Source organism: Corynebacterium sp. HMSC08A12 (assembly GCF_001807485.1).
Taxonomy (GTDB): domain Bacteria; phylum Actinomycetota; class Actinomycetes; order Mycobacteriales; family Mycobacteriaceae; genus Corynebacterium; species Corynebacterium evansiae.
The window spans coordinates 281-13,772 of record NZ_KV789167.1 but is presented as its reverse complement, the minus strand read 5'-3'; the positions used below and the strand labels follow the sequence as shown (position 1 = coordinate 13,772).

General features: G+C 63.4%; 11 protein-coding genes and 1 rRNA gene. 6 read left to right on the top strand and 6 right to left on the bottom strand.

Features of this window, described 5'->3' with window-relative positions:
- The first annotated feature begins 84 nt into the window (after positions 1–84).
- The 6 genes from rrf to HMPREF3166_RS01885 all read left to right on the top strand — a co-directional run bounded on the left by rrf (position 85) and on the right by HMPREF3166_RS01885 (position 7,018).
- Positions 85–202, top strand: a 5S ribosomal RNA gene (gene rrf / locus HMPREF3166_RS01910).
- Between the two features lie 216 nt (positions 203–418).
- Entirely contained in the window at positions 419–1,171 is a 753-nt protein-coding gene (locus HMPREF3166_RS01905; RefSeq protein WP_035005234.1) for an ABC transporter ATP-binding protein, read from the top strand.
- Between the two features lie 2 nt (positions 1,172–1,173).
- Entirely contained in the window at positions 1,174–3,813 is a 2,640-nt protein-coding gene (locus HMPREF3166_RS01900; protein ID WP_070487411.1) for an ABC transporter permease, read from the top strand.
- 41 nt (positions 3,814–3,854) lie between these two features.
- Positions 3,855–4,841 carry an alpha/beta hydrolase family protein gene (locus HMPREF3166_RS01895; RefSeq protein ID WP_070487410.1) on the top strand — a complete coding sequence of 329 codons (987 nt, stop codon included), beginning with the start codon at positions 3,855–3,857 and terminating at the stop codon, positions 4,839–4,841.
- A gap of 45 nt (positions 4,842–4,886) precedes the next feature.
- Positions 4,887–6,161: an NRAMP family divalent metal transporter gene (locus HMPREF3166_RS01890; RefSeq protein ID WP_070487409.1), complete on the top strand. Its 1,275-nt coding sequence runs from the start codon at positions 4,887–4,889 to the stop codon at positions 6,159–6,161.
- A 41-nt stretch (positions 6,162–6,202) separates the two neighbouring features.
- Positions 6,203–7,018 carry a putative hydro-lyase gene (locus tag HMPREF3166_RS01885; RefSeq protein WP_070487408.1) on the top strand — a complete coding sequence of 272 codons (816 nt, stop codon included), beginning with the start codon at positions 6,203–6,205 and terminating at the stop codon, positions 7,016–7,018.
- 37 nt (positions 7,019–7,055) lie between these two features.
- On the opposite strand, the gene HMPREF3166_RS01880 is transcribed toward HMPREF3166_RS01885, so the two are convergent.
- From HMPREF3166_RS01880 to HMPREF3166_RS01855, 6 genes are all read right to left on the bottom strand, one after another.
- Complete coding sequence (locus HMPREF3166_RS01880) at positions 7,056–7,700, bottom strand: GntR family transcriptional regulator (RefSeq protein ID WP_049050525.1); 645 nt, start codon at positions 7,698–7,700, stop codon at positions 7,056–7,058.
- A gap of 11 nt (positions 7,701–7,711) precedes the next feature.
- Positions 7,712–9,538: an acetyl/propionyl/methylcrotonyl-CoA carboxylase subunit alpha gene (locus tag HMPREF3166_RS01875; RefSeq protein WP_070487407.1), complete on the bottom strand. Its 1,827-nt coding sequence runs from the start codon at positions 9,536–9,538 to the stop codon at positions 7,712–7,714.
- Between the two features lie 52 nt (positions 9,539–9,590).
- Positions 9,591–11,201, bottom strand: a complete 1,611-nt coding sequence (locus HMPREF3166_RS01870; RefSeq protein ID WP_070487406.1) for a 5-oxoprolinase subunit B/C family protein — start codon at positions 11,199–11,201, stop codon at positions 9,591–9,593.
- The gene (locus HMPREF3166_RS01865; RefSeq protein WP_035005216.1) at positions 11,198–11,974 is read right to left on the bottom strand and encodes a LamB/YcsF family protein; all 777 of its coding nucleotides are present in this window, start codon (positions 11,972–11,974) and stop codon (positions 11,198–11,200) included. The genes HMPREF3166_RS01870 and HMPREF3166_RS01865 overlap by 4 nt, the downstream gene beginning before the upstream one ends.
- Before the next feature lie 138 nt (positions 11,975–12,112).
- On the bottom strand, positions 12,113–12,850 hold the full coding sequence (locus HMPREF3166_RS01860; protein ID WP_070487405.1) for a DUF3239 domain-containing protein: 738 nt from the start codon (positions 12,848–12,850) through the stop codon (positions 12,113–12,115).
- A gap of 33 nt (positions 12,851–12,883) precedes the next feature.
- The coding region (locus HMPREF3166_RS01855) for a helicase-related protein (RefSeq protein WP_256365732.1) at positions 12,884–13,492 on the bottom strand (609 nt) is incomplete at its 5' end.

Sequence of the window (13,492 nt, the reverse complement as noted above, 5' to 3'; positions counted from 1 at the left end):
TCGCGTCTGTTATGCAGTGTCTGGAACGGCACGACACACCAGCTGTGTTTGGTTGGGTGTGTGTTTTGTTCTGATTATTGGTTTGTCGGTGGTTGTTAGCGGTGGGGTCACGCCCGGTCCCTTTCCGAACCCGGAAGCTAAGCCTACCTGCGCTGATGGTACTGCACCTGGGAGGGTGTGGGAGAGTAAGTCACCGCCGGCACTAAAACTAGATAATGAGGCTCGGAGCCTTTCCTTTATTGGAAAGCGCTCCGAGTTTTTTTTGCGTTCGCTCGTTTAGTCTCCCGGGGTGAAACGCCGGCGCTTATAATTGGGTTGTCTAAAAAGAGCCCTAACTAGATGCCTAACGGCGGACAACTTTGGCTATTACCCCCCCACAAACAGTGGATACCTACCGGACAACTTGGGAGCAACGCTGATGAAGCACTCTGAGAACAAACAACTAGACAGCGCCGCTCGCGCCGTAGACGTACGGAAGATCTATGGTCACGGAGAGACCGAAGTAAAAGCACTGGACGGTATCTCCATCGATTTCCACGACGGACAGTTCACCGCCATCATGGGGCCTAGTGGATCTGGTAAATCCACACTCATGCACTGCATGGCTGGCCTAGATTCCATCACCAGCGGAAAGGCCTACATCGGAGACACCGACATCTCCACGCTGAACGATAAGCAAACCACGACTCTGCGCCGTGACCGCCTGGGCTTCATCTTCCAGTCCTTCAACCTGGTCCCCACTCTCACTGCAGAAGAGAACATCACCCTGCCGCTGGACATCGCCGGGCGCAAGGTCAACCAAGACTGGCTCGACGAGGTCGTCGAACGCCTCGGGCTCAAGGATCGACTAGGCCACCGCCCGTCCGAACTATCAGGCGGCCAACAGCAGCGCGTCGCCTGCGCACGCGCCCTGGTCTCCCAGCCGGAGATCATCTTTGGCGACGAGCCAACTGGCAACCTGGATTCCAATAGCTCCGCGGAAGTCCTAAGCATTCTGCGCAATGCCGTGGACAAGGACAATCAGACCGTCGTCATTGTCACCCACGACCCAAAGGCTGCCTCTTACGCCGACCGAGTCGTATTCCTCGCCGACGGTCGAATCGCAGACGAGCTTGAAAAGCCCGACGTAGACGCCATCCTCGGCGTCATGGGCAAGCTGGAGGAGCACTAGTAATGCCCAACTCCACTGGTACCCGAAAGCCTCGCGGCTCGGCAGATACTGGCAAGTCCCGCAGCAGCCATGCTCGTGCCGTCGCAAAGGTTTCCTACCGTAGCGTGCTCGCCAACAAGGTTCGCTTCCTCCTCACCATCATTGCAGTGGTGTTGGGAACCGCGTTTATCTCCGGTTCCTCCATGTTCACCGACATGATGCAGAAGTCCTTCAACGGTGTATTCGAAAACGTTTATTCCGCTGTAGACGTCGAAGTAACGCAGAAGGATCCGACCAAGCCGATCACGCAGGAAACACGAAGCAAGTTAGAGGACAACAAGGATGTCAAAAGCGTTGCCATGGCATCCGAAACCATCGCCGTCTTCGCCAAGGATGGTAAACAGCTGAGCACCGGTGGTGCTCCCTCGGTGTTGTATCCCAACGACACCGGCGAGAACGCACCCGGCCCCTCCATTACCGTGGCCGATGGCCGCGAGCCCAAGGGCGAGAAGGAGGCAATGATCAACACCCATGCCGCCGAAAAGCACGGCGTGCACATCGGTGACACTCTGAAAGCCATCGACGTCCGCGACAGCCACGACTACAAGATCGTCGGAATCTACGACACGGACTTTTCCGTGGGCGGCTACCTCGGCCTGGCTCTTGACACTCAGGTCTATATCGACCGATACACCAACGGCACCTTCCCCGACGGTTTCTGGCTGTCCGCTAACGACGGCGTGACCGCGGAGCAGCTCAAGGACTCTGTCCAGGAGGAATTCCCGGAACTCAAGGTCGTCACCGGCGACTCGATCGTCGAGCAAGTCACTAAGGAGATCCAGGACGGCCTCAGCTTCGTCAACTACTTCCTGCTGGCCTTCGCCCTGGTCAGCCTGCTGGTGGGCGCATTCATCATCGCCAATACGTTCTCCATGGTCGTCGCCCAGCGCATGCGGGAGTTCGCCCTGCTGCGCTCCCTGGGCGCTTCCCGTAGCCAGCTGACGACCTCGGTTGTCTTCGAGGCCGTTCTGGTTGGCCTCGTTGGTTCGGCACTGGGCATCGTGGCCGGCATGGGGCTGGCCAAGGGCATCTTCGCAATCATGGACATGGCCGGATTCGGCCTGCCGAGCACCGGCCTTAGCCTCACCCCGCAGGCGGTGATTCTGCCCCTCGTCATCGGTGTGCTCATCACCGTGGTTTCCGCGTGGTCGCCGGCGCGCCGTGCCGGTCGCGTGCACCCGGTCGAGGCGATGCGCTCGGGCGATGTCTCTAGCTCGTCGCCGCTGAAACTCCGCACCATCGTCGGCGCCATCGTGTTCCTTCTCGGTGCCGCCGCCGCGGTTGTCGCTCTTGTTCTTAAGGACGCCGACACGGGCGCTCGGGCGAGCATCCTGGGCGTCGGTGCCCTGTTGGTGATTGTTGGTACTTTCCTCATTTCCCCGGCGCTATCCATTCCAATCGTCCCGGCACTGGGGCGCGTCTTGGGCGCTCCGTTTGGGGCGGTTGGAAAGTTGGCGTCCACAAACTCGCGCAGGAACCCGCGACGCACCGCAACAACAGCGTTTGCCCTGACCTTGGGCGTGGCGCTGGTGGCGGCATTCGGCATGGTCGGCGCGACGATGAAGAACGCCATGGAGGACATGATCGGCGACACGGTGAAGTCCGACCTGGTGGTCAGTGGTCCGCAAAACCAGAGCTTCCCGCTGCCGCAGGGTGTGGAGAAGGCCGTGGACGAAGCGGACGGCGTGAGCTCGCACTCCACCCTGGGAGTGGCGCCCGTCAGTGTGGGCAAGCCCATGAGCGAGAGCAACGTGACGTATGCGGGAATGTATGCGTTCTACTTCAAGGGGCCGCTCGGTAAGTCCATGGGGCTTAGCTCGCTCGGTGAGGAGCTGAAGTCCGACGAACCGGGCTTCTACGCCTCCGAGGGTAAGGCCAAAGCTATGAAGTGGAAGGTCGGCGACGAGGTGCCGATGTATCGCGTTGGCCAGGGGGAAATGGGCAAGATCAAGCTGCTGGGCATCTACACCGAGCCGCTGCAGTCGCAGACGCTGCTCAACGAGGCTGCGCTGAAGCCCTACTTGGGGCAGGGCAAACCCCTCGACGAGACTGAGGATCTGAGCATCTTGCAGATCCTCGTCCACGGCGACGGGAACATCAGCGAGAAGGACCTGAAGGACAACGTGAGCAAGGCCGTGGAGCCGTTCATCGTGGCCGACGTGCTGACCCCCACCGAGTACGCGGGTACCGTCTCCAGCGGCATCGACCAGATGCTAATGATCCTCAACGCCATGCTGGCGCTATCGATCCTGGTGGCGATCCTGGGCATCATCAACACCCTGGCGCTGAACGTGATCGAACGCCGGCAGGAGATCGGCATGCTGCGTGCTGTGGGCATGTTCCGCAAGCAGGTGCGCCGCATGATCACCCTCGAGGCCGTGCAGATCGCCATCTATGGCGCGCTGGTGGGCGTGCTCATCGGCGTGGGCCTGGGCTGGGTCTTTGTGAAGGTGCTGGCCTCCGAAGGTTTGGATAGTGCGGTTCTGCCGTGGCAGCTGCTGGTTGGCATGATTGTGGGCTCCGGCATCGTGGGCGTGCTGGCCGCGCTGTGGCCGGCGCACAAGGCGGCGAAAACCTCCCCGCTGGAGGCGATTGCCGACTAAAGCGGGAACCTTGTCCGGGGTCGAAACTACAATGGCTAACCATGAGCGAGCAGACCCCGAACTCCGACATTGTTAACCTGCCCGGCACTGGCGGCGACGTGCAGGCTGGCGTGGAACCGCTGAACGCCCAGCAGCAGCTGGAGCAGCTAAACAATTTCTTTGAAGATAATTATCCGGAGATCTTCAGCTCCCTCGTTAACGACGAGGGAATCTCCTACAAGGATAAGTCCTGCCCCGTCCCCGCGGAGCTGGTGGACGAGACGGAGCGTATGTGGGCGCGAGTACCCGACCTGCTGGCGCACAGCAGCTTGCTGGTGCTGGGGGCGGGGCTGGACCACCGCATGCCACACGTCGCCTATACCTCCCAGGTTCGGGCCGAACCTTGGACGTCGCAGCACGCCGCGCTGCCGGATGGGGTTGTGGGAACGGTATTGACGCCCCCTGATCCCACCGGGGCCGTAGCCGTCAGCCTGCACGGGGGACCAGGCTGGTTCGGTGACGGTGCAAGCCACGACCAGTTCTGGCTTCCCCTCTTTGCCGCTCTCGCGGAGCGTTCCGGGGTGACCATCGTGGATCTGACTTATCCGCTGCCGGGGTACGGGTCCTGGGATCTTACACAGCAGGACGTGGCGGAAGCCGTCGCACAGATCCAGGCGGAGCTGGAGCCGAAGGCTTTCGGCTTGGTGGTATTCGGCAGTGGGCTGGTGGCCGCGGGCCAGGTGGTGGGGTCGACTCTGAGTTCGGCTCTGGGGCCGGATTGTGAGCTGGACTTCTTGGCGGCGCTCAGCCCGCGAATCCCGGAGGGGTTCGCGGTGGATATTGCAGGGGTGCCCACGGCAGTCTCCCTTGCGAGGTTCGACAGTAGGGGAACCGCAGGGGGCGTCATAAAGAAGTACTTCGAGGAAAGTGGCGCCGAGGTGCAGTTTTACGAGTACGACAGCGAGCACATTATCGCGGCTCCCGCGGTGTGGCGGCAGCGAGTGGACGAACTGGCGGAATGGCTGCGGAAGGCAGTTGCAGATTGTTGAACAACATTCTAAAGTGATACAAATCACTGATAGAAAGGTGCCGACATGTCGAACACAGACGAGCACGAGGGCAACGCGCCCGCGGACAGCAAGCCTGCAGACAGCACGCCCGTAGGCGGGAAGCCCGAAGCGGCCCGCGCGGCTACATTCACAGCGTCGCTGGGCGCAATGTTCCTCATGGCCACCAGTGCCATTGGCCCGGGATTCATCACCCAAACCACCGTGTTCACGGTGGAGATGGGCGCGGCATTCGCGTTTGCAATCCTCGTTTCGATCCTGGTGGACATCGCCATTCAGCTGAACGTTTGGCGCGTGCTGGGCGTATCCGGCAAGCGTGCCAACGAGTTGGGCAATGAGGTTCTGCCGGGGCTCGGCTGGGTCATGGCAGCGTTCGTGTTCATCGGCGGGCTGATCTTCAACATTGGCAATATCGGCGGAACGGGCCTGGGTATCAATGCGATGCTCGGCTGGGATCCACTGCTAGGCGGCGGGTTGTCCGCAGCGATCGCCATTTTTATCTTTCTGTCGAAGCGTGCGGGCATGGCTCTGGATCGCATCGTCGTCGGCCTGGGCGCCATCATGATCCTGCTGATGATCTACGTCGCAGTCGTCTCCGCACCGCCGCTGGGCGAAGCTCTGAAGAACACAGTGGCGCCGGCTGAAGTGGACTTCCTGGTGATCACCACCCTCATTGGTGGTACCGTCGGCGGCTACATCACCTTCGCGGGTGCGCACCGCATGATTGATTCCGGGCAGACTGGCGTGCACAACGTTGAAACGATCACCAAGGTCTCGATCTCCGGCATCATCGTCACCGGAATTATGCGTGCGCTGCTGTTCCTGGCGATCCTGGGCGTGGTCGCTTCGGGCGTGACGCTGGCCGGAGACAACATGGCTGCAGACGCATTCCGTCACGCCGCTGGAGACATCGGCGTGCGCTTCTTCGGCGTGGTGCTGTGGGCCGCAGGCCTGACCTCTGTGGTGGGTGCTTCCTACACCTCCCTGACCTTCGTTACCCCGCAGTCGATGAAGAAATCTACCTTTAATTGGCTGGTCGTGGCGTTCATCGCCGTGTGTGCTGTGATCTACCTGATCCTGAACCAGGCTCCGCAGAAGCTGCTGATCTTCGCCGGTGCTTTCAACGGCCTGATCCTGCCGATCGGCTTCGCCGTCGTTCTGTGGGTGGCCTGGCGCCGCCGCGACCTGCTGCAGAACTACAAGTACCCAACCTGGCTGCTCATCCTTGGCTTTGTGACCTGGTTGCTGACGCTGTACCTGGGCTGGAGCTCTATGAGCAAGCTGCCGGGAATCTGGGCATAAGAAGAATCGGAGCATAAGAGGTAGAAAAGGGAGCCACGGAAATGGCAGATGAGGTCGTAGGGCAGGAGTATCAGGGGAATCCAGGTGCGCTCTCGCCACAGCAGGCGCGTCAGATCTTCCGCGGCGGCACCGTGGCCCACACCTCGGGCTACTCGCGGGGTTATGCACAGGCGAACCTGATCACCCTGCCCCAAGAGCAAGCATTCGACTTCCTGCTGTTCGCCCAGCGCAACCCGAAGCCATGCCCGCTGCTCGGCGTGCTGGAAGCCGGACAGGTTTCCTCCGAGCTGCTGGCGGACGGGGACATCCGCAGCGACATTCCGCTGTACCGCGTGTACCGCAACGGCCAGTTGGACAGCGAGGTTCCGGACGTGCGCGACGTATGGCGCGAGGATCTGGTCAGCTTCATCATCGGCTGCTCCTTCACCTTCGAGACCGCGCTGCTTGAAAACGGCGTTCCGGTGGAACACATTGCACAGGGCAAGAACGTGCCGATGTTTCGCACGAGCATTCCTACCAACCCTGCGGGGGTGTTCTCCGGCCCGATGGTTGTCTCCATGCGCCCCATCCCAGCCGCCCAAGTGGCCGACGCAGTACGGATCACCTCCCGCTACCCGGCAGTACACGGCGCCCCGGTGCACGTCGGCGACCCCGCGGCTATTGGTATCCAGGACGTGAACCATCCGGACTTTGGCGAGGCCGTGGATATCCCCGCCGGCACAATCCCTGTTTTCTGGGCGTGTGGCGTGACCCCTCAATCGGTTGTGATGGAATCCAAGCCCGGATTCGCGATCTGCCACGCGCCTGGGCACATGTTGATCACCGATGCGCGCGACCTGCAGTACCAGGTGCCCTGAGTCCGCGCCTCTGATCCCGCCCCCCGGGCGGGTCACGCTAGCCGAAGTAGCGCTCGATGTTATCGGTCGTGCGCTGCAGGAACCCGGCCAGCTGGTTAGCCGCCAACTCCCAGCGTTGCTCCGCGATTAGGTCCGTCACCGTGCGGTTCTGTGCAATGAACTCCACATGGAACTGGTGGTTTATCCGGTTGGCGCGGGCGAAACCCAGGCGCATCTGCGCCAAAATGCGATCCATCGAGTGATTCAACCCCGCCGACCCAGCGCTGGCGACAATAGCGCGGTGAAAATCCTGGTTTGCATCCGCAATCGCGCGGATGTCCTCCTCGCTGGCGTTCGAACCGGCGGAATCTCGCAGTTTTTCTGCGCTGGCGACGATCCCATCCAACTCGTCCAGCCCCTCCCGTCGGCCCCACAAAAGTGCCCCCGGCTCTAACACCATGCGGGCGGCGTACATGTCGGCCAAGTCCTCGCGAGTGGGCTCCGCGATAAAAACACCCCGGTTGGGGATCCGCTCCAGCAGCCCCTCCGAAACCAGGGTGGCGAAAGCCTCCCGCAGGGTGTTGCGGGAGATCCCCAGCGACTGGGCCACGTTCACCTCATTGAGCTTCTCGCCCGGTAGATAGGCGCCGGAGGCGATGCCGTCAAGGAGAGCTGAATGCGCGATAGCCGACTGGGAGTGCATAGCAGTACAGCTTATGCAATGTGGCCCAGCGCGTCACCCTTCGACACATTGTCGCCCGGATTCAGTTGCGCCAGCGTGATGGTGCCGGCGGACTTGGCCTCCACCGTGGACTCCATCTTCATGGCCTCGATGGTGGCGATTGGCTGGCCGACCTCCACAGAATCGCCATCGGCGACCTGCCACTTCACCAGCACACCGGTGTACGGGCACACCACGGCGTTAGCGTCGGTGCCGCCACCGGCGGAGCCGCCCGCAGAGGCACCCGCGCCGGAGTCACCAGCGGCCGCGCTGGAATCCTGGGCGGCGGAGGCCGAGGTGGCGTCCGCACCAGAAGAGCCAGCGGCGGCAACACCGAAGGAAGAAGGAAGGCTCACGCGGTGCAGGCGGCCGTCGATCTCCACGGTAAGAGTGGTGCGCTCGGTGTAGGCATCCTCGACGTCCTCCGGGGAAGAACCGGCATATCCTGCGCCAATGCCCGGCTCGTACTCCTTATCCACCCAGTCGGTGTAGACGTGCAGATCGTCGCCGCAGAAGGCGGGGTGGGTGACGATGTCCTTGTGGAACGGCAGTACGGTGCGCACACCCTGGATGCGCATCTCGGCCAAAGCGGCCTGGGCGCGGCGCAGGGCGACCTCGCGGTTCGGACCCTTGACGATCAGCTTGGCCATCAGGGAATCGTAGAAGCCGGGGATCGTAGAGCCAGAACGCACGCCTGCGTCCACGCGGATGCCCGGACCCGTCGGAACCTCGAACTGGGTGACGGTGCCGGGGGAGGGGACGAAGCCATTGGCGGCATCTTCCGCGTTGATGCGGAACTCGAAGGCGTGGCCGTCGCTGACCGGATCCTCATCGAAGCTCAGCGGCAGGCCGGCGGCGATGCGGAACTGCTCGCCGACGATGTCCACGCCCGTCACAGCCTCGGTGACCGGGTGCTCGACCTGCACGCGGGTGTTGACCTCCAGGAAGCTGACGGTGCCGTCCTCGGCGACGATGAACTCCACCGTGCCCGCGCCCGTGTAGTTCGCAGCCTGGCAGATGGAGCGGGAGCCCTCGATGATGTCGGTGCGCTGCTTATCGGTAAGGAACGGCGCCGGGGCTTCCTCGACGAGCTTCTGGAAGCGGCGCTGCACCGAGCAGTCGCGCGTGCCCACAACGCGCACGTTGCCGTGCGTATCGGCCAGCACCTGCGCCTCCACGTGGCGGGGCTTGGTCAGGAACTTCTCCACGTAGCACTCGCCACGGCCAAAAGCTGCCTTGGCCTCACGGCCTGCGGACTCGAAGGCAGCCTCGATGTCGTTGTAGTCGTGCACGACCTTCAGGCCACGGCCGCCGCCGCCGAACGCTGCCTTGATGGCGATGGGCATACCGTGCTCATCGGCGAAGTCGCGAGCCTGCTCCCAGTTCGGGATGGGATCCGGGGTGCCGGGCGCCAGCGGGGCGCCAACCTCGGTGGCCAGGGCGCGGGCGGCAACCTTGTTGCCCAGAGTCTCGATGGCTTCCGGCGCAGGGCCGACCCAGGTCAGACCAGCCTCCGCGACAGCGCGGGCGAAGTCCGCATTCTCGGACAGGAAGCCGTAGCCCGGGTGCACGCAGTCCGCGCCGGCGCGCAGCGCGATGTCCAGCAGAGCCGGGATGTTCATGTACGTCTCGGCGGCGGTGTTGCCGGGCAGGGTATAGGCCTCGTCGGCGATCTTGGCGTGCAGGTTGTCCACGTCCGCCTCGGAGACGACGGCGATGGAGCGGATACCGAGGTCCCGGGCGGCGCGGGCAATGCGAATGGCGATCTCGCCGCGGTTGGCGATGAGGACGGTCTGTAGCGGGAAGTTCTCTTGGCTCATGGGTTCGTTCCTTGTCGTTGTGTTGTTTAGGGTCTGTGGTCGCGCCTGCAGGCTATTCGAAGTCGATCAGCTCGAAGCGCACCGTGTCTCCCGGTGCCAGCTGGCCCGCCTTGTCTAGGTCTTTGTCGATGACGGTGGCGATCACGGGGTAGCCGCCGGTTACCGGGTGGTCTGCCAGGAACACCACGGGCAATCCATTCGGCGGAACCTGAATGCTGCCGCTGACCATGCCCTCACTTGCTAGCTCGCCGTCGTGGTTGCGCTGCAAGGGCTCGGGCTCTGTCCCCTCGCTACCTGCCGGCAGCGCCAGTCGCAGCCCCACACGGTTCGACTGCCCAGTCACGGTCCATTCGATCTCGGTGAATCGCTGCACCTCTGCCTTGCCGAACCAGTCGTCGCGCGGTCCGGCCACACAGCGCAGCACGTTTGTGCCGTCAAAGGGGTTGGTGGTCGCGGTGCCGACGGAAGCTCGGGCGGTGCGGCGCCCGGCCTTCAACACGTCGCCGGTGGCCACGGGCTCTGGGCCCAGGCCTGAGAGGATATCGGTGGAGTTGGACCCCAAGACCTCATCCGTCACCAGCCCGCCGCGCACGGCTACGTAGCTGCGCAGGCCATTGCCCGCCCCGCCGACGGGTTCGATCGTGAGAGTCTGTCCGGCCTTGACTTCCACCGGCGCACCCAGCTCGAAGTTACGCCGGCCGATCGATACGTTCGCGCGCGCACCGGTCACGCACACTGCGGTATCCACCAGTGCTTCCAGTTCAATGCCGCCGATGTTCTCCAGCAAGGTTGCACTCGAGGCGTTGCCGACCACGTCGTTCGCCGCCCAGGCGCTCGCCCGATCGACCGCGCCGGAGCTGTTCACGCCGATGTCGCCGTGGCCCGCGCGTCCCGTGTCCTGAAACAGGGTCTGCAGCCCCGCGTCCAGGACCTTTAGGCTCGGTCGTGCCGGAACGATTGGTTTCTTGCTTTGTGACGCCCCCACGCCCGCGCCGGCCGTGGCCTCCTTAGCGGAGCCAGCCTCAGCGCTGATCGATTCGCGCACCTGGCGATAGCGCACGGTATCGCCTGGCTGCAGCAGCGCTGGCTGCTCTGCATTCGTATCCCACATTGGCTGCGTGGTGTGGCCCAGTAGTTGCCAGCCGCCGGGGGAGGTGCGGGGATAGACGGCGGAGAACTGTCCGGCCAAGCCCACCGCGCCCGCCGGTACGGCAGTGCGCGGGGAACTGCGACGAGGTACGTCCCATGTGTAGGACTGGTCGCCTGCAGCCGGAACGCAGTAGGTAAAGCCCGGGGCGAAGCCGCCGAAGGCCGCCAGCCACTGCTGCTGAGTGTGGCGGGTGATGAGTTCCTCGGTGGAGATGCCCATCAGCTCCGCGACGTCCGCCAGGTCCTCGCCGTCGTAGACGACGTCGATGGTGACCTCCCGCGGGTTGGCCTCCGCAGAGCTTTGCGGTTGGAAGTCCCGCAGGGTGTTCAAGCCGGCGATGGCGGAGGAGTGGGCGTCAAAACAAACAAGCACAGTGCGCGCCGCGGCGATGGCCTCTACCTGACCGGGTAAGGGGCTGGCTACGAGCGAGGCGTGCCAGGACATCACTGTGTCCAGGTCGGGCAGGTCTACGATGACGGCGCGGGTGCCGACGGGGGAAACGGTGTGGCTCACAGGAAGCTCCCGATGGTGATGTTGTTGGACTGCAGTTCGGCGGCGATGCGCTCTGCCATGGCGACCGCGCCGGGGGAATCGCCGTGGACGCACACGGAATCGGCGGCGGTGCGGATGGTGGAGCCGTCGATGGCCTCGATCGTGCCCTCCTCGGCCATGCGCACCACGCGGCGGGCGACGACCTCCGGGTCGTGCAGAACGGCGCCGTTCTCGCGGCGGGAAACCAGGGTGCCGTCCGGGTTGTAGGCGCGGTCGGCGAAGACCTCGTTGATCACGCGCAGGCCGGCCTTTTCCGCGTAGTTGGCGGCAACTGCGCCGGGTAGCAGCATCACGGGCAGGTCCGCGCCGAATGCCTTGATTCCCTCGATGACGGCCTTGGCCTGGGCCTCGTGGTGGACGATCGTGTTGTACATGGCGCCATGGGGCTTGACGTAGCGCACCTGCGTGCCGCGCGCCTTAGCCAGCGCGTCGAGGGCGCCGATCTGGTAGAGAACTTCGTCGGCCAGCTCGGCGGGGGAGTAGTCGATGAAACGGCGGCCGAAACCGGCCTGGTCGTTGTAGCCGACGTGCGCGCCGACGGCGACGTTGTTCTCCGCAGCGGCGGCCAGGGTGTTGGAGATCGCGTGGGCATCGCCGGCGTGGAAGCCGCAGGCGACGTTGGCGCTGGAGACGATGGCCACCATTGCGGCGTCGTCGCTGACGGGGTTGCCGCCGGTCGTTTCTCCGAGGTCGGCGTTCAGGTCGATGGAAAGCGGACTGCGGGTGGTGGACATGTGATCGACTCCTTGTGTGGCCGGGAGTGAGGGAAAGCCGCACCTCCGGCCGGATTGTTCAACAATGTGCGTGCCAGTTTAGTGACCTACACAACCATTGTGAAATCAATCACCCGCCTGTCGCAACGGTGACCTGCGTTATTTTTTACCCTTTTTGGCTTTCTTGTCCTGCCCGCCTTGCTTGCTCGCCGGCTTGGCGTCAGCCTTGCCGTCTTCCAGGACGTACACGCTGCGGTTGGCCTGCTTGGCCTTGTCCACCTGGTCCAGCAGCCCCTCCAGGCGGTTCCACAGGTTCGTGCTGATTGCCCGCTCCGCGCGCTTCCACACCTTCGCATCCCCAGTGCCCCACGCCACCGGCATGGGAGAGATCTCCTCGTATACCTTCGGGCCACGCGTCGGGCGGTAGCCAGTGACGGCCATGGATGGCACCCGCGCACCGACCTCCCGAGGAACGCCCGGCACAGAGGTGACAGTGCGATATGCCAGCGCGGGAACAGTTTTCGCTGGCTCGGTAGAGGCGTCCACAAGCATCAACAGCACCATGTCGCGCGCGTTGACCTCCGCGATCATCGCCGGAGCGAGCTGGTACATATCGAAGTACTGCTGCGGCGATCCCATCTTGCGCGGCAGCACCGGGATCAGGATTAGACACAGCAGAGCGAACACGCCCAAAGCGAAGCTAATAGCAAGGGCCCACCACTGGGAGCCCGCGGTGAACAGCAGCACGGCGACGATCACCGCCAGAACGGCGGCCAGCACACCCGCCGACACCTGCATTCGCTTCGCATCGCGCAGGAACTCGTTGTGCTTGCGTGCATACTCCTCGTCGACATCGAAGTTGAAGTCAACCTGCATCGGTTGCTGGGCGGCGGACATGGGGCTCCTTAAAACAGAGGGGTCTTAAAAATTCTAAAGGTCGAAAGAGTCGACGATGCGGTAGCCGTAGCCCTGCTCAGCCAGGAAGCGCTGGCGGTGCGCGGCATAATCTGCGTCTAGTGTGTCACGTGCGACGATGGAGTAGAAAAACGCCCCGCCGCCGTCCGGCTTCGGGCGCAGAATGCGGCCCAGGCGTTGCGCCTCCTCCTGCCGCGAGCCGAACGTGCCGGAGATCTGGATGGCCACGGACGCGCCGGGCAGGTCGATGCTGAAGTTCGCCACCTTGGAAACCACCAGCGTCTTCAGTTCACCATCGCGGAACTGCTGGTACAGCTTCTCGCGCTTGGCATTGCCGGTCTTGCCGTCGATGACGGGCACGTCCAGCTCCTCGGCGATCTCCTCCAGCTGGTCGATGTACGCGCCGATGATGAGCGTCGGCTCGTCCGGGTGCATGTCCATGATCTTGCGCACCACCTTCGTCTTCGTCGGGGTGGTGGCGGCCAGTCGGTATTTGTCGGATTGCTCAGCGGTGGCGTAAACCATCCGCTCGGCTTCGGTCAGCTGCACGCGCACCTCGGTGCAGTCCGCCGGGGCGATCCAGCCCTGCGATTCGATGTCCTTCCATGGGGCGTCATAGCGCTT